The following is a 19,823-nucleotide window of genomic DNA, read 5'->3' as shown; positions in this document are numbered from 1 at the left end:
GTAAAAAAATCCTCAAAAAAACCCCGGGAATCATGGAATCCCAAGGTTTTGTTTCAGTCATTTTTGTCTTTTGGCAATGAATTTAATTCCCGTAATACCCCGAATCCGGAGTCTTTTTTTCATTATTTAACTCTGCCCCGACAAATGTGATCCCAGCCAGGAATTTCTGCAAATGGCTGTTAAAATCTTCGGGCTGTTCCAGATTGGATACATGCCCTGCATTTTCAATCACCTTAAGTTCGGACCCTTCAATGACCTGATGCATGGATTCAGATTGGGCAAGAGGAGTAACTTCATCAGCTCTGCCACAAATAATTAGAGTTGGAGCAGCAATTTCACTCAGGGTGGAGCAAGTTTCAGATCGGCCCGAAAGCGCCCTCAATCCCTCAGCAATGATGTGCTTAGAGTTGGAAAAGACAACTTTGCTTAAATTTTCTACCAATTCTTCCTTTTCAGTCAGGGAATTTTTGTGAAAAACGCTTTTTACAAACCCTTCATTGAACTTGTCCGGCCCATGAGATTCAATTTTTTGAATTGCCTCAAGCCGTTTTTCCTTGACTACATTTGAATCTGCAATGCACTGGGTATCACAAAGGATCAACGCTTCAAATCGATCCGGATACCGTTCCTGTGCATTTAGCAGAATGTATCCTCCCATTGACAATCCGCAAACAATCGCTTTTTCTAAATTTAAAGCATCCATAAAATGGATCAGATCGTTTGCAAACAAATCGATGCTCAGCGATGATTCTTCGTCTTTGGATTTTCCAAATCCCCTGATATCGAGGGCAATCACCCTATAGGAGCTTGCAAAAAACTCAAGCTGTCCCTTCCACATGGACTTATCAAATGGGAAGCCATGAAGAAAGATAACCGGAATGTTGCCCTCTCCCAAATCATCATAGGAGAGATTAATGGTATTGACTGGGATAATTAAATCATATCCTTTAGCTGTAGTGTTCATAGTTTGTTGGTTTAAATTTTTTCTTTTGTGATTAATTTTTCATCCACACCCAATTCCGACAATTGCTGTTCCACTGCTTTGATCATCGGAGGAGGTCCACACAGATAAAACTGTTGCCTAAAATCAGTAATGTACGTTTCCAGAAACTCTCTGGTGATCACTCCATAATGATATCCTATCGCATTCTCCTCAGATAAAACATTGATAAATGCATCGCCCAATAGAGCCTCAAATTCCTTTTCCAGAATGATATCTGCTTTGGTTTTGTTGGCAAAAATCAATTGGTTCTTGCCTATTTCATTTTTCGCTTTTAAGTCTCTGAAAATGGAAATAAACGGAGTAATCCCAGCACCTCCTGCGATAAATACCCCCTTGCCTTTGTATCGAATAGCTCCAAATACCTCATGTGCCACCAATTCATCATTATTCTCCAATTCCAACAGCTCCTTGGTCATCCCTTTGTGATCCGGATAGGTTTTGATGGTGAATTCAAGGCTTTTTTCAGCGGGAAGACTTGAAAAGGTAAATGGCCTTTTTTCCGCTTCCCATCCACTTTTTTTTATGGACAATTCGGTAGCCTGACCAGGCTCAAAGTCGATTGCTTCAGGTTTATCAGTAGTAATCCGCAACACATCGGGAGTTATCTTCTGAATTGACTTGACTTTTAATATGTGCTTTTCCATTGTGATACTCATTTAAATTTTGACAATCGCAAATTGATCTGTGTCAGGTGTTTTGTAAGGAAAGAGCAATTGAAAAACAATCCTTCTATCCCCATTTTGCTGCTTGAATAGCGCACCGGTACCGGTTCATTTACTCCTGAAAAAATCACAAACATGTCGTGCAACTAGCTCTACACCAAGTCCACACTACTTTCTGCAATAGGTAAGTTCACAAATCAAGCCAGTGGGGTTCAATTCAACATTAAAGGGTCATCAGTCGTTTTTCTATCGGCCCAACCTTTCCAAGTTTTAAAGGGAAAGACCTACCAAAAAAGTCCCGGCTTTTTGAATTGTTCACAGAAATAGAACCTTGAAAATATCCCCCGTATCGGGCTGAATTCCCAATTTTGGCCTCAATCCCAATCTACTCGACTTCAAAAAAAATAAGCTGGTGTTGATTCCTGGAGGAAAATTATAGAAGGGATAAAAATGAGTCCACTTCCAGATTTCACCTGTCCTCATCACAGAAAAAAAAAGTTGGATCAAACAAACTTTGCCGATCCTGGGGCAAAATCTCCCAATTTGGTGATTGATTCCACTTGACTCCGGTGCTCAACTTAAACCACATCCTATCCCCTTGTAAATTGGTTAATTTTCAAAAATCATCCCTCCGGTATTTGCCAGTCTACTGATCATTTACCAAAAACTTTCAGTTTTTTGAAATTAGTTGTTGCTCAATAGCGAAATCTTTTTGAAATTCCTTTTTTAACCCTACTAACTCACTATGAAAAAGTTAACCTTACTTCCGATGGCCGCTATGGTTGGGCTGTTGTTCTTTCAGGGAACGACAAAACCCGAAGTCGAAACAGCTCCAAATCACCTGGCCATGTCTCCTGATATGCCTGAAAACATCAAGGCGATCGTAGACCAAAAATGCTACGGATGCCATAATGCGGAATCCAAAAATGAAAAAGGCAAAGCCAAACTGGATTGGGATGCTTTTGAAGCTTCCAAAAAATCCAAACAGATGGCCACCAAAGGAAAAATTGCTGAAGTTTTGGAAAAAGGTGATATGCCTCCTGCCAAATTCCTTGAAAATAAGCCAGAGGGAAAATTGTCTGAAGCCGAATTGGCGACCTTGATGGAGTGGAGTGCCGGCAAAAAGAAAAAAACTGAGTAATGAAACGCTGGCATTATCTTCTCGGAGGGCCGGCCTTATTGCTTTTGATCATTCAATTTGTTCCCACTGAATTACCTGCTGTAGAAACCGACAATTCCGGTGATATCATAGCAAGCGGGATTGTAAGTGAGGAGGTAACAAAGATGTTGAAAACTTCTTGCTACAACTGCCACAGCAATGAAACGGAATATCCCTGGTATTCTCATGTGGCACCCTCCTCCTGGCTTGTGGCACGGGATGTCCGCATTGCGCGGGAAGAACTCAATTTCTCATTATGGCAAGATTATGACATGATCGAGCAGTTGGAAAAATTGGATGACATCTACCTGGAAGTCGAAGCTGGCAAGATGCCTTTGGGTATTTACACTTTGGTGCATCAATCGGCCAAACTCGACGATGCCCAGCGCAAAGTGATCATCGAATGGGCTGAAGCTACCATGGATGTGATTGCAGAATCTGAGGAAGATGCAGAAAGCGAAGAAGAGGAAGTAAACGAGGAATAAATTGAATGATTCTAAAAACCTTCTGTTTGAAAACTAAAAAAGGGCAAATCAAAAATGATTGCCCTTTTTCATTATAATCAAACGGGACATGGTTCTTTACTAGTTCTATGAGAAAAACCATTCGAAACACTTTGATTCTCCTCTTTCCATTGTTCTTTATGGTCATCGTGAATGAATATTCCAGACTTCAATTCGAGGCTACAGACTACCAAAGCCGGAACCAACTGACTATCAATAGCGGGAGCCAAATCCCTGAAAAATGCTCTTGGGCCTGTCACAACGACACCAGCTATTGCAAAACCCATCACGTGAAATTCAACCCGGAATATTTTGGAGTTACTGATCCACTGTATTTTGGAATGATTGCTTCCCTGCGGAGTCTTGGTAATTATGGATTGGCCAATGTTCTCCTACTTGTGATTTTTTTTCCACTGCTGATTTACATGTTTTTAATTAAGTCTCTCAACATTCAGGATCGAATAAACCAGATGAAAAAATCATGAATGCCATACTAGAACTTACCTATTGGTTATACAATTACTGCACTGACTTTGTCATCAACCTGGCAAATATTTTTAAACTGTCTTACTATGAAATCAATTATATCCTGTTTGTGATTCTTTACCCCCTTGCTCATCTTTGGGATTGGCCTTCTTTATCTTGTTCAAAAATGGAGGTTTTCCAAATTGAAGAGGCGACAAACCAAACACCTCTAAGAAGGATCAATCCAACAAAATCGGCCTTGGATAATTTCTGGAACCAAGTCGAAAGCAACCGAATACTCAAGCCTTGAAAATTGAAAATCGACCAGGGTTTATTTAAGAAGTGGTCCTTTTTTCCAAAAATCAGGTAGAATAGCAGGGAGATTCCCCAAAGATCAAGAATCGGTTAAGAAATGGAACGAACAGGATCTTTTCAACTTTTGAATTCTATTTTACACCCGAAAAAACCCATCATTTCATGAAAAAAAGATACCTAATCCTCCTTGCACTTTCGCTTTGCTGCAGCCCTTCCTGGGCCCAGAAAAAAGCCAAACATCCCAAAAACATCATTTTGATGGTGGGGGACGGCATGGGAGTTGCCCAAATCTACGCCGGACTGACCGGAAACTTCGGACATCTCAACCTTGAACGTTTTCCTGTCGTGGGATTTCACAAAAACCAGGCTAGCAATGCCTTTGTTACAGATTCTGCAGCAGGTGCCACGGCATTTTCATGCGGAGTCAAAACCTACAACGGAGCAATCGGAGTTGACGCAAATGGTGAGGCTGTCCCTACTATACTTGAAATCGCAGAAGACAACGGATTGGCAACCGGAATGGTCGCTACCTGCTCGATTACCCACGCCACTCCAGCAAGTTTTATCTCCCATCAGGCCTCTAGGTCATTGGATGAGAATATTGCCATGGATTTCCTCAGCACCGACATTGATGTGTTCATCGGAGGAGGGAGAAAGTTTTTCGCCAACCGCACAGACGGTGTCAACCTGATCGATTCCCTGAAAAATCGAAGCTATCAGATTGCAAACTCCATCGAGGAAGTTCAGCAGATCAAAACCGGTAAGTTGGCGGCATTTCTTGCAGATGAGCAACAGCCGAGATTTTCAGAAGGTCGCGGAGATGAATTGGTCAAATCCACTGAAAAGGCCCTGGAGCTTTTGAAATCAAATAAAAAGGGAATGTTCCTGATGGTCGAAGGGTCCCAGATCGACTGGGGTGGCCATGGCAACAACACCCAATATATCGTTGAAGAGATGATTGATTTTGACAATGCTATCGGAAAAGTGCTGGAATTTGCAGAAAAAGACGGTAATACCCTGGTCATCATCACTGCCGATCACGAAACCGGTGGATTTACCATCAACAAGGGTAGCACCGAAACCGGCATGGTAGAAGGTAAGTTTACGACAGGAAGCCATACCGGCGTGATGATTCCGGTCTTTGCATACGGTCCCGGTTCAGAAGCTTTTGCGGGGATTTATGAAAACAACGACATCTTCCACAAAATGCTGAAAGCTTACAATTTCAAATAACTTTCATTCAAAGGCCTCCGGCCTAATAAAAAACAAAAGGGTGCAATCGACGATTGCACCCTTTTTTGTTTCCTATTCTGTGTATTTCCTATCCTTGGAGGGTTTCGTCACCAAGTTTATTCCCCTCGATACTTGAACTATAATTAAACCAGCTTTCCATTTGGGAAAAATTCACCTTGCCCGTTGCAAGCCAGTCAATAAAATTTCCTCCCTCATTTAGCTCTTTCAAAAACCAAAAAGTGTTGAATTCGCATAAATTGTCCATTTTCAACCAGTATAAAGCCATTGGCTGTCAGTTCTTTTTCGATCTGAGGGACGGTCATTTTATGAAGTGCTCTGATAGCCACCGCAGGATCTTCGCCCCTGTATTCGATCAGCAGAAGCTTGCCTTCCGGCTTGAGAGATTTCCGGATTTCTGCCAGCATTTCCACCGGAAATTCCAGTTCATGGTAGACATCGACCATGATGGCCAGATCAATTGAATTGGCCGGGAGGTTTGGGGAATCTACCTTTCCCTTTACCGGGATTACCTGGTCAAATCCCAGCTCCTTGCTCCGATTTTGAAGGTACTGGATGGCGTCGTCCTGGATTTCTACGGCATAGACTTTTCCCTGAGGTACTTTGGGGGCAATCCGAAAGGTATAAAAACCTGAACCCGCACCGATATCCGCCACCACACTGTTGTCAGTGACAGGCAATTTTTCAATCGCAAGCATCGTATTTTCCTCCTGTTCCCGGCTTTGGCGCTCCAGCCAGTCTTTCCCCTGGAAATCCATTACATGGGCGATTTCTCGTCCCATGTATACTTTACCGGTTCCTCCTGAACCTGGAGTTTTAAAGGAATAGACGGCATCTTGCTTTTCGGAAGAGTTTTGGGCCTGACAGGAAATATTCAGGCAAAAACCCAGCACGAGTAAATGGAAGAAAACAGGATTTCGCATTGGATTCTTTTTAAGGTTTACTCTTCAATTTACCACATTCCAGTTATTCTTCATTTCTAAACTCCAACAAGTCCCCAGGCTGACAGTCCAGAGCTTTGCAAATTGCCTCCAGAGTACTGAATCGAACCGCTTTGGCCTTCCCGGTTTTGAGGATCGAAAGGTTGGCTAGAGTGATGTCCACTTTCTCCGACAGCTCATTCAGTGACATTTTGCGCCTGGCCATCATCACATCAAGGTTAACAATGATCGCCATGGCTTATACGGTTAGGTCATTTTCAGCCTGGATTTCAACCCCTCTTCGAAAAACCTGGGAAAGGATAAACACCAGTCCGGCGATGAGAAGATATTCATCCAAAACCTCGAAACTAAATGACTCCGGGGTTCTTTTTGTAAGCCATTTGGCGTAGGAGTGTCCGATCAGACTGACAATCCAAACCCCTATTAGCGTCATGCTCATTTTCTCCAAAATCTTTGCCACATCCAGGGTAAAAGGACTCTCCAACTTCACTTTGGAAAGAATCTGAATCACCTGATACATGAGACTTGCCTTGAGAACAGGGACAGCAATCAGAAGTGAAACATAGGCAATATAATGTCTCCGGTCAAAGTCCAGAAGGTGCTTCAGACTTAAACCAAGGTGTAAATCTTCGGCAGCTTGGAAATTGAATAAGCTTACACCAAAGGACACCAAAATCGCTCCGGCTTCGATGGAGAGGCCGATGTAAACGATCCAAGTCACCACCTGCATGACTTGAAGAATGGTGGCAGTCCGGGATTTTTTGGATTTTGCCATTAGAAATAGTTTTAAATAAAAATATTTTTCAATAATCGCTATTTATTTATTGTTAAACAATAATTTTAAAATGTTTTTCAATAATTTAATCCTCATTGGATTTCAAAATAGGGCTCGATTCAAGGTCTCCCTCAGAAAAATCCCCCAGGACTGCCAACACCAAAAAAGCGATATTTGGGTCCTCCCCGGATTGTTTGTTTAATTTGGCACCCAAACTCAACTGAAAATTTGAAAAAAGTACTGATCATCGATGATGAAGAAAAGCTCCGGACTCTGCTGACCCGGATCATCTCTTTGGAGGGTTTTGAGGTTCTCCAGGCACCTGACTTAAAATCTGCCATCAAAAAACTGGAACAAAACGAGGTTGACGTTGTGCTGTGCGATGTCAAGCTCCCGGATGGCAATGGGGTGGATTTTTCCAAAAAAATCAAGGAGAAGTTTCCCTTGGTTGAAATCATACTGATGACAGCCTATGGCAACATTCCCGATGGGGTTCAAGCCATCAAAAACGGGGCATTTGACTACATCACCAAAGGGGATGACAACAACAAAATCATTCCTTTGATGTACCGGGCACTTGAAAAAGTGGAACTTGCCAAAAGGGTACAGCAATTGGAAAAGCAACTCGGAGAGAGACATTCCTTCGCTAAAATCATCGGTAAGTCCAAAGCTATCCAAGAGGCAATAGATCTGGCCAAAATGGTTGCCGAAACCGATGCTTCCGTCCTGTTGACGGGAGAAACCGGCACCGGAAAAGAAATTTTCGCCCAGGCGATTCATCAGGAAAGCAAGCGGGCCAAGAAAAATTTTGTTGCCATCAACTGCTCGGCTTTCAGCAAGGATTTGCTCGAAAGTGAAATGTTTGGTCACAAAGCTGGAGCATTTACAGGAGCAACCAAAGACCAAAAAGGGCTGTTTGAAGAAGCCAACCACGGTACTATCTTTCTGGATGAACTCGGAGAAATGGCCCTTGACCTGCAGGCTAAGCTGCTGAGAGTGCTGGAGTCTGGCGAGTTTTTCAAAGTAGGGGAAACAAAACCGACTAAGGTCGATGTCCGCGTCATTGCCGCCACTAACAGAGACCTATTGGAGGAAATAAAAAAAGGGACATTTCGGGAGGATTTGTATTACCGGATTTCTGTTTTTCAGATCATGTTGCCTCAACTCCGGAATCGGGTGGCAGACATTGAATTACTTGCCTCTTATTTTTTGGCCATATTTTCCACAAAAACCAACAAGAAAATAAAATCCATCTCACCAGATGCACTGGAAGCCATGAAACTCCATCCATGGCCCGGCAATATCCGGGAATTGAAAAATGCAATTGAACGCGCTGTGATCCTGACATCCGGTGATCAGATTGTGCTGGACGCAATGCCCCTGGAGATGAGGCGGAACACTGCCAAAGACACCAGGCCATTCATGTCTGCCTTCGAATTGGCAAGCGCTGAAAAACTGCACATCCAAAAGGTACTCAACTACACCAACGGCAACAAAACCAAAACCGCAGAATTACTGGGCATAGCCCTTACGACACTCTACCGCAAGCTCTCCGAGTTTGGCATTGAATAAGCTCCACCCTTTCAAAACAATAGGAAAACCCTTTCAAAACGAAAGGGTTTTTTATTTTTTAATATTCCGAATAAATCACAACTTATTGTTATTGAGTTTTTTATATCATATCCATAAAAATGGGAACGGTACTGGCACATGGGGTTTCACATCAAGTAAAATACCCGATGAATACTCCAGTCAATTACCAAATCAGTAAACCGGAACCTGAATCCGGTAACCTCTTCCAATCAAATCATCCAACCCCATAATCCAATGTTGACGCTACTGCTTTATCTCACTGGGATCGTCTTGTTTGCCCTCCTCTTCAGGGCGATTGATGCCTTTGAAAACATCTGAACGCTATGGAAAACTTAATCCGACAACTTCAAGAAGGGTTTCCGAAGGCTTTTCCGGAATATTTTGAAAAAGACGAATACCAGATTTACCGGGTGCTCCGCTATTTCGGAAACCGGTGTGCCCAGTATTGGGAATCTAGCGAGACCAGACAAATTCTCTCCCTGATCACCAAAGTTTACCAAAGAGAAAATCTCTTCCTCTGCAATGCGATTGAAAATGAATTCCTGGCCACCATGGCAATGCGGCTTGACACCGACGAGCTGATGGATCAGCTGAAAGTGATGCCTGAAAGCCTCCTCCCCGTGTACCTCAAAGTATTGATAGAAACCAAAAAAACTCAATAAAATGATTGCATTACTTATCCTCTCTATCGGTGTGTTTGGCTATATGTTCTACGTTTTAGTCCGCCCCGAAAAATTCTAAATGGCAAATCATCGCTCCTGTTGAGATAGCTGGGAATCCTCAGAAATTCTGCCGATTTCCAGCTTTCAAGACTCCAGCATTGAGTTGATTTTCCCGACCAACCTTAATAAAATCTCAAATGAACACAGAAATTCTTGGAGTCATCCTCATGTTTGCCGCTACAGTTGCCCTGGCAATTCCGTTAGGACGCTACATCGGCAAAGTCTTTCAATACGAAAGAACCTGGCTCGATCCCCTCTTCAATCCCCTGGACAAGCTCTTCTTCAAACTAAGCGGGATTGATCCATCAAGGGATATGAGCTGGAAAGCTCATTTGGTCGCTTTACTGACCATCAACGGCAGCTGGTTTGTCCTTTCGATGCTGGTTCTTACCAACATGTCCTGGCTTCCGCTCAATCCAGACGGCAATCCATCCATGAGTCCTGACTTGGCTTTCAATACTTCGATCAGCTTTGTCTGCAATACCAACCTGCAACACTACTCCGGTGAGACTGGGATTTCCTATCTGGGACAGCTGATCCTGATGTTGTGGCAATTTGTAAGTGCAGGCACTGGCATTGCCATCGCAGCGGTGCTATTCATGGCTATGAAAGAAAAAACAGCTCCTAAGCTGGGTAACTTCTACTCCTTCTTTGTAAGAAGCTGTACCCGAATTCTATTCCCGATCGCCGTAGTTGTGGCCAGCATTCTGGCATTCAACGGTACTCCGATGACTTGGGAAGGAAAAGGCACCCAGGAAACCCTTGAAGGGGAAACTGTGGAAGTAAGTACCGGTCCGGTAGCGGCGTTTACGGCCATCAAGCACTTGGGCACCAATGGTGGGGGATATTTCGGGACCAACTCCGCACACCCTTTTGAAAACCCCAACTATTTGACCAACATCACCGAAATGGTGACCCAGATGATCATCCCTATTGCCTTGATTTTCGCAATGGGCTATGTGATCAATAGACCCAGACTTTCCAAAATGATTTTTGGAGTGATGACTCTTGGTTTTCTCCTGCTGGCCGTATCTACGGTAATGTTCGAAATGAACGGTAATCCCAAAATCACCCAAATGGGAATTGCTCAGGACATGGGCAGCATGGAGGGCAAAGAAGTCCGATTCGGAGCTGCTGCTTCCGGTTACTGGAGCATCGCCACCACGGTCATTTCCACCGGAAGTGTCAATGCGATGCACGACAGTTTTACCCCACTCAGTAATATGAACCAACTCCTTGGGATGATGATCAACGCCTTCTACGGAGGGGTCGGTGTGGGTATGCTCAACTTCTACGTGTTCATCATCCTGGCGGTATTTATCAGTGGCCTGATGGTGGGACGTACCCCGGAATTCCTGGGGAAAAAGATCGGTGCACAAGAGATGAAGATTGCCATGATCGTTGCCTTGCTCCACCCATTCCTCATCCTGGTGGGAACTGCAATTGCCGCATCCAGCCCAGACGCCACCGCCTCGATCAGCAATCCTGGGTTCCACGGATTTGGCCAAATGCTGTATGAGTTCACCTCCTCCAGTGCCAACAATGGTAGCGGTATGGAAGGTCTGGGGGACAACACCCTCTTCTGGAACATCTCCACCGGGATAGTGATGCTGTTAGGGCGCTTTCTTCCAATCATCGGTCCGATCGCTATAGCAGGTATTCTGGCCAATAAAAAGTACATCCCTGAAGGCAATGGCACACTCAAAACCGACACCACCACCTTTGGTATGATGGTATTTGCAGTGATTGCCCTGATTGCCGCCTTGGCTTTCTTTCCTGCCCTGACCCTGGGGCCATTGGCCGAATACTTTTCATTGTACTAATCGATAATTCTGAAAAAAATGAAAAATAATAACACGAGTCTATTTCAGAAAGAACTGGTGCAGGATGCACTCAAAGAGTCTTTCGTAAAGCTCAATCCAAAAATCATGTTTCGCAACCCGGTTATGTTTACCGTGGAAATCGGAACGATAGTAATGCTGATCGTAGCATTGTATTCCCTGACCAGTGATTCGCAAGGATCATTTGGCTACAACTTCACCGTATTCCTGTTGCTATTACTCACCCTAGTGTTTGCGAATTTTGCCGAAGCAATCGCCGAAGCAAGAGGCAAAGCACAAGCAGACAGCTTGCGTAAAACAAGAGAGGAGACCCCTGCAAAACTGAAAAGCGGCGTCACCGTTTCTTCCTCCCAATTGAAAAAAGGAGATTTATTTGTCTGTGAGGCCGGGGACATCATCCCTGCCGACGGAGAAATCATAGAAGGCTTGGCCTCCATTGACGAAAGTGCCATTACCGGGGAGAGCGCACCTGTCATCCGCGAATCCGGGGGAGACAAAAGCTCGGTAACAGGCGGCACGAAAGTGCTTTCGGACAAGATCATCGTCAAGGTGACAACTGCACAAGGGGAAAGTTTCCTTGATAAAATGATTGCATTGGTTGAAGGTGCAAGCCGCCAAAAAACACCCAATGAAATTGCCCTGACCATTTTGTTGGCTGGTTTTACCCTGGTGTTCATCATCGTAACGGTGACACTCAAACCCTTTGCGGACTATGCCAATTCACCGATCACAATTGCAGCATTCATTTCTCTTTTTGTTTGTTTGATTCCTACCACCATCGGCGGTTTGCTTTCGGCAATCGGGATTGCAGGAATGGACAGAGCCTTGAGAGCCAACGTCATTACCAAAAGCGGCAAAGCGGTGGAAACTGCAGGCGACATTGATGTTTTGCTGCTGGATAAGACCGGAACAATCACTATCGGTAACCGAAAGGCAACCAACTTCTACCCTGCCAACGGCATCGACGAAAAACACTTTGTCAAATCTGTGGCATTGGCTTCCATGGCAGACGAAACCCCGGAAGGCAAATCCATCATTGAACTGGCAGCGATCAACCCACAGAGTTTTCAGGTTAAGGATGCCCGCTTCATCAAATTTACCGCCGAAACCAGATCTTCCGGAATCGACCTACCGGCCGGACAGGCGGGTACTGAAAACACCCGAATTCGAAAAGGCGCAACCGATGCCATTAAGGCATTATGTGAGAAGGCAGGCAACGCCTTTCCAATGGAAACTGCAGAGCGGGTTGTCAAGATTTCAAGCAATGGCGGTACACCTTTGGTGGTTTCTGAAAACGAAAAAGTGCTCGGAGTAATTGAACTGCAAGACATCATCAAACCAGGCATTCAGGAACGCTTCGAACGCCTTCGAAAAATGGGCATCAAAACCGTAATGGTAACCGGTGACAACCCTTTGACCGCAAAATTCATTGCCGAAAAAGCAGGTGTGGATGATTTCATCGCCGAAGCCAAGCCTGAGGACAAAATGAACTACATCAAAAAGGAACAAGCCGCAGGCCGACTGGTTGCCATGATGGGAGACGGGACCAACGACGCTCCGGCTTTGGCACAGGCAGATGTGGGAGTCGCTATGAACAGCGGTACTCAGGCAGCCAAAGAAGCCGGCAATATGGTGGATTTGGACAACGACCCTACCAAACTGATTGAAGTGGTGGAAATCGGCAAGCAGCTTCTGATGACCCGTGGTACACTGACTACCTTCAGTATTGCAAACGACGTGGCGAAATACTTTGCCATTATCCCGGCTTTGTTCATCGTAGCGATTCCTTCCCTGCAAAGCTTAAACATCATGAATCTGCACAGCCCTGAAAGCGCCATTCTTTCAGCGGTAATCTTCAATGCAATCATCATCCCTCTCCTCATCCCATTGGCCTTGAAAGGGGTAGCCTATAAGCCAATTGGCGCAAGTGCCTTGCTTCGCAGAAACCTGTTCGTTTACGGTTTAGGGGGTGTAATAGTGCCTTTCATCGGCATCAAGGCCATTGACCTGTTTGTCTCAATATTCATTTAAAATATCAATAAAATGAAAAATAATATCCTTCCCGCTATCAGATTGACATTGGTTTGTTTGGTGTTTTTCTGTGGCATTTACACAGCAATAATTTGGGGCGTGGCCCAGGTTTCTTCCGGAGGCGGAAAAGGCCAAACCATCACTCAGGACGGTAAAACTTATTATTCCAACCTGGGGCAGAATTTCACTTCGGATCAGTATTTCTGGTCCAGACCTTCAGCAGCATCCTACAATTCAGCAGGTTCGTCAGGAAGCAACAAAGGCCCAACCAACCCTGATTACCTTGCCGAGGTTCAGGCCAGAATTGACACGTTTTTGGTGCATAATCCAGAAATTGACTTGGCTCAAATCCCCTCTGATCTGGTGACAGCCAGTGGTAGTGGATTGGATCCCCATATCTCAGTGCAGGCTGCTCTGGTTCAGGTCAAACGAATCGCCAAAAAGCGTAACCTGAGCGAAACTGACCTGACCAACCTGATTCAAAACCATACCGAAAGTCCCCTGCTTGGATTCGCAGGAACCGAAAAAATAAATGTACTCCAACTCAATTTAGCATTAGACCAACTACAGTAAAATGAAACCTTTATTATTCTTAGCAATCTTCTTTGCAATTCTCAATACGGCCCATGGCCAAATCGTCAATACCGCTGTGATGGATTCCACTTCTATGAACCACCAGGGCAAAGTCACAATCGGCGGCTATATTGACACCTATTATTCCTATGATTTCAACAAGCCTGCCGATGGCAACAGACCTTATTTTGTTTCCATGGGTCGACACAATGAGGTCAATGTAAACCTTGCTTACATAGACATTAAATATTCCTCTACCAGACTTCGAGCCCGCTTTGTCCCGGGGTTTGGTAGTTATATGAACAGTAATTATGCCGCTGAAGAAGGAACTTTGAAAAACATCGTCGAAGCCAATGCTGGACTTAAGATATTTGCCAATAAAAACATCTGGTTGGATTTTGGAGTATTTGGTTCGCCATTTACCAACGAAAGTGCCATTTCCAAAGACCACCTTGCTTACACACGATCCTTTGCACCGGAGTATGTCCCTTACTACATGTCAGGAGCAAAGCTGACGCTCCCACTTTCCCAAAAAGTGAACCTTTACCTCTATGCGCTCAATGGCTGGCAACAAATCAAAGATCAAAACTCCAACAAAGCCTTTTCCACTCAGATCGAATATCGTCCAAATAACTCCTGGCTGATCAACTGGAACACCTATGTCGGCAAGGAAAGCAGTGCCTCAGAGCCAACCTTCGTTGGACAAAGACTTTTCACCGATGCCTATTTTATCTACACCAAAAACCGATGGGCCATGACAGGAGATGTCTACGTAGGCAGTCAGGAACAAGCCGGAGGGAAGGCAGTATGGTGGAACGCCAATCTGATTGCCCAATATAGCCTGACCGAAAAGCTCTCTGTAGTTTCCAGAATAGAGTATTTCGATGACGAAAAAAGTGTGCAAATTGTCCCAATCACCTCAGTGGAAGGATTCAGCGCATATGGCAGTTCCTTGGGAATCAACTATCGGGTAGCCGAAAACTTCATGTTCAGAACAGAAGGAAGGGTATTCTTTTCAGATGATGAAGTCTATTTCCGGGATGGTCAAAACACAACCACCAGTAGCATGCTGACCACTAACTTCACCGTCTGGTTTTGATGTCAGAAAAAGAAAAGTCTGCGGAGCATTTCCTTTCGCTCATCCAAAAATCGAGGCGGGGAAAGTTTAAAATCTACATCGGCATGAGTGCCGGTGTAGGTAAAACTTTCCGGATGCTTCAGGAAGCCCATACCCTGCTAAAAAACGGGATAGATGTCAAAATAGGGTTTATCGAAACCCATAACCGGAAGGAAACCAGCGAACTGCTGGATGGCCTTCCGGTTATTCCGCGTAGAAATCTTTTCTATAAAGGCAAAGAATTGGAGGAAATGGACCTTTCTGCCATCCTCAACCTCCGGCCTGAGGTGGTCATCGTGGACGAGCTTGCCCACACAAATATTGAAGGAAGCAAAAATGAAAAACGCTGGCAGGATGTGTCAGATATTTTGTCGGCAGGGATCAATGTAATCTCCGCTGTCAATATCCAGCACATCGAAAGCCTCAATGAAGAAATCAAATTAATCACCGGGATTGAAGTCAAGGAGCGGATTCCAGACAGCGTTCTTGCTATGGCAGATGAGGTAGTCAATATCGATCTTACTGCTGATGAACTCATTTCCAGACTGAAAGAAGGAAAAATCTATCAGGCTGAAAAAATTGATACCGCACTTAAAAACTTCTTTAAAAGCTCACATATCCTGCAACTCCGTGAGCTGGCACTCAAAGAAGTCGCCTCACAGGTCGAACGAAAGATCGAAACCGAAATCACCAGCACTCAGGTACTCAGACACGAGAGGTTTTTGGCCTGCATCAGCAGCAATGAAAAAACAGCAAAAACGGTTATCAGAAAAACCGCACGACTGGCCAACTACTACAACAGTAAATGGTACGTCATCTATGTCCAAACCCCAAGGGAAAGCGGGGATAATATCCCGCTGGACAAGCAGCGACACCTGATCAACCACCTCAAACTTGCTACCGAACTGGGAGCCGAAATCATCAAAACCAAAAACAAGAGTGTCTCCAAATCCATCATCGAACAGGCAGAAGAACGCAAAATCACCACCATCTGCATTGGAAAACCCCACCTAAGCCTGATCCGGTTAATCATGGCTACCAACGTCCTCAACGGACTGCTTAAAAAATTATCCTCTAATGGTATCGACCTTGTCATCCTTTCCTAAATGAAAATCAAAACCAAAATACGGCTGGGGATCGGGCTGCTTTTCCTTCTGATCCTATTATTGGGTATCGTCGGCACCCGGTACATCAATGAACTCAAGCAGGATACCGAAAATATCCTGACGGCCAACTATAATACCCTGCACTATTCCAGAACTATGCTGGTTGCTCTGGAGGATGGTTCCGATCAAGCCATGCAGCTGTTTGATACCAATCTTGAAAAACAGAAAAACAACATTTCCGAAATTGGAGAAAAAGAAGCCACGTTAGAATTGAGTCAATACGTGGAACGGCTCAAATCCGACAGAAACAATCCAGTTCTTAAGAAAAATATCCGGGAGGAGATCTTCAAGATCATGGAAATGAACATGAAAGCCATCCAGGAAAAAAGCGAGATCGCCAAAAATACCGCCGACAATGCGATATTTTGGATAGTGATCACCGGGACACTTTGCTTTTTGATCGCCTTGATCCTGCTGCTGAACCTTCCCTCCAACATCGCAAAAACCATTACCACCTTCACTGGGGGGATCAGACAGATTGCTGCAAAAAATTACGCAGAGCGGGTACACTTGGAGGGAGACAGCGAATTTGGGCAGCTGGCAATATCCTTCAACACCATGGCTGAAAAGCTGGAAGAATACAACAACAGCAACCTGGCCAAACTCATGATGGAGAAAAAAAGGATCGAAGCGCTCATTAACAACATGCAAGATCCTGTCTTGGGATTGGATGAAAACCTCCTGGTCATTTTCGCCAACCACGAAGCCATTAAAATTTCCGGCCTAACCGAATCCGGGCTTATCGGCTTCCCAGCCACAGAATTGGCTGAAAAAAATGACCTAATCCGGACCCTGATCCAGGACATCCACCAACCAGACAGTGGAGCAAAACCCAAACCCATCAAAATTTTCGCAGACAACAAAGAGGGCTATTTTGAAAAAGAAACCCTCCACATCTCTCTCCCTCCCACAGGAGAACAAACCCAGCGCTTGGTCGGACACATGATCATCTTGAGAAATGTGACCGAATACAAAGAGCTCGACTCTGCCAAAACCAACTTCATTGCCACTGTTTCCCACGAATTTAAGACTCCTATCTCCTCCATAAGGCTGAGCCTACAGCTCCTCCAAAATGAACAAATCGGCAAACTCAATGAGGAACAACAAAACCTAATCGACAGCATCCAGGAGGATACCGCTCGCCTTTTGAAAATTACCGGAGAACTCCTCAACATGACCCAAGTCGAAAGCGGCAACATTCAACTCGCCATTCTCCCTGCCGATCCCCAAGAAATCCTCCGGTATTCGGTCAATTCCACCAAAATGCAAGCGGATCAAAAACACATCAAATTTGAAATTTCTTGCCCGGCGACTTTACCCAGGGTCCATGCAGACCACGAAAAAACAGCCTGGGTTTTGACCAACCTGATTTCCAATGCAATTCGTTATTCCCACGACCACTCCACCATTCACCTGAGCATCACTCCCCAGGAAGACCGGGTTCAAATTTCAGTTCGAGACACCGGACAGGGCATTCCGCCTCAATACAAGGACAAAATTTTTGACCGCTACTTCCGGGTACCCGGTTCCAGTAAAGAAGGAACAGGTCTTGGTTTGGCGATCAGCAAGGAATTCATAGAAGCTCAGGGTGGGCAAATCTCCGTGGACAGTGAATTTGGGGCAGGAAGTACCTTTACAGTTACTTTAAACAAGATCAAATGAGGGGCACCACTTCAGCGATACAATCCCATATCCGCTGTTTCAGGAATTGAAAACCAAAATGCAAAATCGACCACTTAGATAGTCTGACTTAAGGATCTAATCGGGGATTTAAAATCAGAAATATTAAATCAATCGGGAACCTGGTTTGGTTGATTCTATTACACTCGTTCAGCTTGCTTTCAACAGTTCTCCCCTGATTTTGCAGGCTTGTTTTGTTGCTTAAATCCAGGAAAAAACCAACTGCTCAAGCCTTCAATCCGAATAGCATTGAATTGCAATTCTGAATATTCATATCAGCCATTTTTCACTGAACACCCCAAAGAAAAGTGTAAAAAACCAGACCAAAGTTCAAGAAAATCTATCACATAACTGATTGATTTTAATGATATTGTAAATATTTAAATAAATGGATACTTGGGTAACTTTCCGCTATTTCGAAAACCAGAATATTATTTGGTAAGAAAAAAATGAAGAATTTCTACCGGGAAAAATCCGGGAGCAAATCGATAATTCCCTCCCATTCAAAAAGTCAATTCTCCTAGAGTTAAACCTATATTTTTAGACTTGTCTAAATATTTCGACACACCTCAAATATCAGTTTCAGTATCGGATAACTTTCTCAAATTAGCTACTTAGAAACCCATCCAATACTACTTAGTCACTACCCGGTATTTCCAAATCAAAAAGGCAAATCCAATCCTAGGTGCTCTGTGGAATATTGCCTAGTTTCGATAAAAGACACCAAATTCCATGCTTGATTTTTTTCGCTCCTTTTCCCTTTCCCTACCCGAGTCTACCGAGGCACCCCACTTCGAAAAGACTTCTTTTCGGGTCAGAAACAAGATCTTTGCAACCTTCGATTTTCAGACCAAACTCGCCTGTCTGAAACTCTCCGAAAAAGACCAGGATCTCTTTTCACTATTCGACTCAAAGGTGATTTTCCCCGTGCCAAACAAGTGGGGAAAACAAGGTTGGACTTTCGCCAAAATCGATCATTTGGAAGTGGAGGTCATTAAGGATTTACTTTGCGCAGCATACAATCAAGTGGCTCCCGAAAAACTGAAATTACCTCCAACAAACCTCCCCCCTACCCAACCGTGAAAATCAAATTTTCTTCTTCATTTAAGTCTCCCGCCGAGGATCGATTGTGGTTCAAAAACTGGGTAAGCCAACTCGAGCAAACCAATAACAGAACCTATGAAAAGATCGAGGTAGATACCGGATTGGGAAAAACGATGGTTTACGGTTTGCAGACTTCAGACAAGACGCTGGAGTCTTTGGTGATTTTTCCGGGAGCGAGGACGACTGCCCTAATCTGGGATTTTGACCGTAATTTGGATCATCTCCTCGACCGCTTCAGGATCTACCTGGTCGAAACCAACGGACTTCCCAATCTGAGCGATGGCGATACACCTGAAATCAAATCCGAGGACTTTGGTCATTGGGCTGCAGAGGTAATGGATAGGCTTGGACTTCAAAGTAGCTATGTGGCCGGAGCTTCCTTTGGAGGACTGATCTGCATAAAACTCTGCATCACCCATCCCGAAAAGATCAAAGCGGCCTTCCTATTCAATCCGGGTTGCTTACAGCCGTTTTCGCTTTCACTCAAAAACCTATACTACAATCTGCTACCCATCATCAGCCCCAAGCGAAAAAATGTGGAAAAGTTCCTGGAAAAGGCCATTTTCTTGCAGCCCGACCATTATCTTTCTCCAAAAGCCTGGGAGCTTTTGGTCGATTATGAGGGTTTTGCCCTGACCAGATACATCGACAAAACCAAAAAGCCCTATTTCATGAATGAGGAACTGAAACAAGTCAAATCGGCGGTGTATTTGGTACTGGGAGACCACGATTTGCTCTTTCCGGTGGAAAAATCCATCTCCAATGCCAAAAACCTGATCCAAAACCTCAAGGACATCCAGGTGTACCCGGCTGGTCATGGAGTCGAGACGCTTCCCGAAAGCATGCTTTATTTGAAGGAAAAAATCGGGGAGCTGGAAAATTGGGTTTAAAAATTATTTGCTCAATGAAGAGAATGCATTTT

General features: G+C 44.4%; 21 protein-coding genes. 16 read left to right on the top strand and 5 right to left on the bottom strand.

Features of this window, described 5'->3' with window-relative positions; translation table 11 throughout:
• Positions 1-82: 82 nt before the first annotated feature.
• Complete coding sequence (locus tag B0E43_RS04415; protein ID WP_077347047.1) at positions 83-964, bottom strand: alpha/beta fold hydrolase; 882 nt, start codon at positions 962-964, stop codon at positions 83-85.
• Between the two features lie 11 nt (positions 965-975).
• Positions 976-1,659 (bottom strand): flavodoxin reductase, encoded by a 684-nt coding sequence (locus tag B0E43_RS04410; protein ID WP_254423359.1) that lies wholly within the window; start codon positions 1,657-1,659, stop codon positions 976-978.
• A gap of 751 nt (positions 1,660-2,410) precedes the next feature.
• Between B0E43_RS04410 and B0E43_RS04405 the strand changes: the two genes are divergently transcribed.
• From B0E43_RS04405 to B0E43_RS04385, 5 genes are all read left to right on the top strand, one after another.
• Positions 2,411-2,806: a heme-binding domain-containing protein gene (locus B0E43_RS04405; protein ID WP_077347045.1), complete on the top strand. Its 396-nt coding sequence runs from the start codon at positions 2,411-2,413 to the stop codon at positions 2,804-2,806.
• Positions 2,806-3,309, top strand: a complete 504-nt coding sequence (locus B0E43_RS04400; protein ID WP_077347043.1) for a heme-binding domain-containing protein — start codon at positions 2,806-2,808, stop codon at positions 3,307-3,309. The genes B0E43_RS04405 and B0E43_RS04400 overlap by 1 nt, the downstream gene beginning before the upstream one ends.
• A gap of 107 nt (positions 3,310-3,416) precedes the next feature.
• Positions 3,417-3,812: a hypothetical protein gene (locus tag B0E43_RS04395; protein ID WP_077347041.1), complete on the top strand. Its 396-nt coding sequence runs from the start codon at positions 3,417-3,419 to the stop codon at positions 3,810-3,812.
• Complete coding sequence (locus B0E43_RS04390) at positions 3,809-4,102, top strand: hypothetical protein (RefSeq protein ID WP_077347039.1); 294 nt, start codon at positions 3,809-3,811, stop codon at positions 4,100-4,102. The genes B0E43_RS04395 and B0E43_RS04390 overlap by 4 nt, the downstream gene beginning before the upstream one ends.
• 167 nt (positions 4,103-4,269) lie before the next feature.
• Entirely contained in the window at positions 4,270-5,340 is a 1,071-nt protein-coding gene (locus B0E43_RS04385; RefSeq protein ID WP_077347037.1) for an alkaline phosphatase, read from the top strand.
• A 212-nt stretch (positions 5,341-5,552) separates the two neighbouring features.
• On the opposite strand, the gene B0E43_RS04380 is transcribed toward B0E43_RS04385, so the two are convergent.
• Genes B0E43_RS04380 through B0E43_RS04370 form a run of 3 tightly spaced genes read right to left on the bottom strand, consistent with a single transcriptional unit; the run spans position 5,553 to position 7,074 of the window.
• Positions 5,553-6,281 carry a class I SAM-dependent methyltransferase gene (locus B0E43_RS04380; RefSeq protein ID WP_077347035.1) on the bottom strand — a complete coding sequence of 243 codons (729 nt, stop codon included), beginning with the start codon at positions 6,279-6,281 and terminating at the stop codon, positions 5,553-5,555.
• 43 nt (positions 6,282-6,324) lie between these two features.
• Entirely contained in the window at positions 6,325-6,534 is a 210-nt protein-coding gene (locus B0E43_RS04375; RefSeq protein ID WP_077347033.1) for a helix-turn-helix transcriptional regulator, read from the bottom strand.
• A 3-nt stretch (positions 6,535-6,537) separates the two neighbouring features.
• On the bottom strand, positions 6,538-7,074 hold the full coding sequence (locus B0E43_RS04370; RefSeq protein ID WP_077347031.1) for a DUF2975 domain-containing protein: 537 nt from the start codon (positions 7,072-7,074) through the stop codon (positions 6,538-6,540).
• A 228-nt stretch (positions 7,075-7,302) separates the two neighbouring features.
• Between B0E43_RS04370 and B0E43_RS04365 the strand changes: the two genes are divergently transcribed.
• From B0E43_RS04365 to B0E43_RS04315, 11 genes are all read left to right on the top strand, one after another.
• Entirely contained in the window at positions 7,303-8,646 is a 1,344-nt protein-coding gene (locus B0E43_RS04365; protein ID WP_077347029.1) for a sigma-54 dependent transcriptional regulator, read from the top strand.
• A 344-nt stretch (positions 8,647-8,990) separates the two neighbouring features.
• Positions 8,991-9,329 (top strand): hypothetical protein, encoded by a 339-nt coding sequence (locus B0E43_RS04360; RefSeq protein WP_077347027.1) that lies wholly within the window; start codon positions 8,991-8,993, stop codon positions 9,327-9,329.
• A 1-nt stretch (position 9,330) separates the two neighbouring features.
• Positions 9,331-9,408 (top strand): K(+)-transporting ATPase subunit F, encoded by a 78-nt coding sequence (gene kdpF, locus B0E43_RS31370; protein ID WP_077347123.1) that lies wholly within the window; start codon positions 9,331-9,333, stop codon positions 9,406-9,408.
• A gap of 118 nt (positions 9,409-9,526) precedes the next feature.
• Positions 9,527-11,212: a potassium-transporting ATPase subunit KdpA gene (gene kdpA, locus B0E43_RS04350; RefSeq protein ID WP_077347025.1), complete on the top strand. Its 1,686-nt coding sequence runs from the start codon at positions 9,527-9,529 to the stop codon at positions 11,210-11,212.
• Between the two features lie 18 nt (positions 11,213-11,230).
• The gene (gene kdpB, locus B0E43_RS04345; RefSeq protein ID WP_077347023.1) at positions 11,231-13,261 is read left to right on the top strand and encodes a potassium-transporting ATPase subunit KdpB; all 2,031 of its coding nucleotides are present in this window, start codon (positions 11,231-11,233) and stop codon (positions 13,259-13,261) included.
• Positions 13,262-13,273: 12 nt separating this feature from the next.
• The gene (locus B0E43_RS04340; protein WP_077347021.1) at positions 13,274-13,834 is read left to right on the top strand and encodes a K(+)-transporting ATPase subunit C; all 561 of its coding nucleotides are present in this window, start codon (positions 13,274-13,276) and stop codon (positions 13,832-13,834) included.
• A 1-nt stretch (position 13,835) separates the two neighbouring features.
• Positions 13,836-14,933 (top strand): porin, encoded by a 1,098-nt coding sequence (locus B0E43_RS04335; protein WP_168171889.1) that lies wholly within the window; start codon positions 13,836-13,838, stop codon positions 14,931-14,933.
• Positions 14,933-16,057, top strand: coding sequence for a universal stress protein (locus B0E43_RS04330; RefSeq protein ID WP_077347019.1), 1,125 nt, complete (start codon positions 14,933-14,935; stop codon positions 16,055-16,057). The genes B0E43_RS04335 and B0E43_RS04330 overlap by 1 nt, the downstream gene beginning before the upstream one ends.
• The gene (locus B0E43_RS04325; protein ID WP_077347017.1) at positions 16,058-17,779 is read left to right on the top strand and encodes an ATP-binding protein; all 1,722 of its coding nucleotides are present in this window, start codon (positions 16,058-16,060) and stop codon (positions 17,777-17,779) included. It abuts the gene before it with no gap.
• Positions 17,780-18,529: 750 nt separating this feature from the next.
• Entirely contained in the window at positions 18,530-18,880 is a 351-nt protein-coding gene (locus B0E43_RS04320; RefSeq protein ID WP_077347015.1) for an MmcQ/YjbR family DNA-binding protein, read from the top strand.
• Positions 18,877-19,791, top strand: coding sequence for an alpha/beta fold hydrolase (locus B0E43_RS04315; RefSeq protein WP_077347013.1), 915 nt, complete (start codon positions 18,877-18,879; stop codon positions 19,789-19,791). The genes B0E43_RS04320 and B0E43_RS04315 overlap by 4 nt, the downstream gene beginning before the upstream one ends.
• The last annotated feature ends 32 nt before the right edge of the window (positions 19,792-19,823 follow it).

Origin of the sequence: Algoriphagus sp. A40 (assembly GCF_002002735.1) — a bacterium.
Lineage (GTDB): Bacteria > Bacteroidota > Bacteroidia > Cytophagales > Cyclobacteriaceae > Algoriphagus.
This window is presented reverse-complemented; position numbering and strand designations above follow the sequence as displayed.

Excerpts from the sequence above, each read along its gene's own strand:
- B0E43_RS04415 (WP_077347047.1), bottom strand. The coding sequence starts at position 964 with ATGAACACTACAGCTAAAGGATATGATTTAATTATCCCAGTCAATACC.
- B0E43_RS04410 (WP_254423359.1), bottom strand. The coding sequence starts at position 1,659 with ATGAGTATCACAATGGAAAAGCACATATTAAAAGTCAAGTCAATTCAG.
- B0E43_RS04405 (WP_077347045.1), top strand. The coding sequence starts at position 2,411 with ATGAAAAAGTTAACCTTACTTCCGATGGCCGCTATGGTTGGGCTGTTG.
- B0E43_RS04400 (WP_077347043.1), top strand. The coding sequence starts at position 2,806 with ATGAAACGCTGGCATTATCTTCTCGGAGGGCCGGCCTTATTGCTTTTG.
- B0E43_RS04395 (WP_077347041.1), top strand. The coding sequence starts at position 3,417 with ATGAGAAAAACCATTCGAAACACTTTGATTCTCCTCTTTCCATTGTTC.
- B0E43_RS04390 (WP_077347039.1), top strand. The coding sequence starts at position 3,809 with ATGAATGCCATACTAGAACTTACCTATTGGTTATACAATTACTGCACT.
- B0E43_RS04385 (WP_077347037.1), top strand. The coding sequence starts at position 4,270 with ATGAAAAAAAGATACCTAATCCTCCTTGCACTTTCGCTTTGCTGCAGC.
- B0E43_RS04380 (WP_077347035.1), bottom strand. The coding sequence starts at position 6,281 with ATGCGAAATCCTGTTTTCTTCCATTTACTCGTGCTGGGTTTTTGCCTG.
- B0E43_RS04375 (WP_077347033.1), bottom strand. The coding sequence starts at position 6,534 with ATGGCGATCATTGTTAACCTTGATGTGATGATGGCCAGGCGCAAAATG.
- B0E43_RS04370 (WP_077347031.1), bottom strand. The coding sequence starts at position 7,074 with ATGGCAAAATCCAAAAAATCCCGGACTGCCACCATTCTTCAAGTCATG.
- B0E43_RS04360 (WP_077347027.1), top strand. The coding sequence starts at position 8,991 with ATGGAAAACTTAATCCGACAACTTCAAGAAGGGTTTCCGAAGGCTTTT.
- kdpF (WP_077347123.1), top strand. The coding sequence starts at position 9,331 with ATGATTGCATTACTTATCCTCTCTATCGGTGTGTTTGGCTATATGTTC.
- kdpA (WP_077347025.1), top strand. The coding sequence starts at position 9,527 with ATGAACACAGAAATTCTTGGAGTCATCCTCATGTTTGCCGCTACAGTT.
- kdpB (WP_077347023.1), top strand. The coding sequence starts at position 11,231 with ATGAAAAATAATAACACGAGTCTATTTCAGAAAGAACTGGTGCAGGAT.
- B0E43_RS04340 (WP_077347021.1), top strand. The coding sequence starts at position 13,274 with ATGAAAAATAATATCCTTCCCGCTATCAGATTGACATTGGTTTGTTTG.
- B0E43_RS04335 (WP_168171889.1), top strand. The coding sequence starts at position 13,836 with ATGAAACCTTTATTATTCTTAGCAATCTTCTTTGCAATTCTCAATACG.
- B0E43_RS04330 (WP_077347019.1), top strand. The coding sequence starts at position 14,933 with ATGTCAGAAAAAGAAAAGTCTGCGGAGCATTTCCTTTCGCTCATCCAA.
- B0E43_RS04325 (WP_077347017.1), top strand. The coding sequence starts at position 16,058 with ATGAAAATCAAAACCAAAATACGGCTGGGGATCGGGCTGCTTTTCCTT.
- B0E43_RS04320 (WP_077347015.1), top strand. The coding sequence starts at position 18,530 with ATGCTTGATTTTTTTCGCTCCTTTTCCCTTTCCCTACCCGAGTCTACC.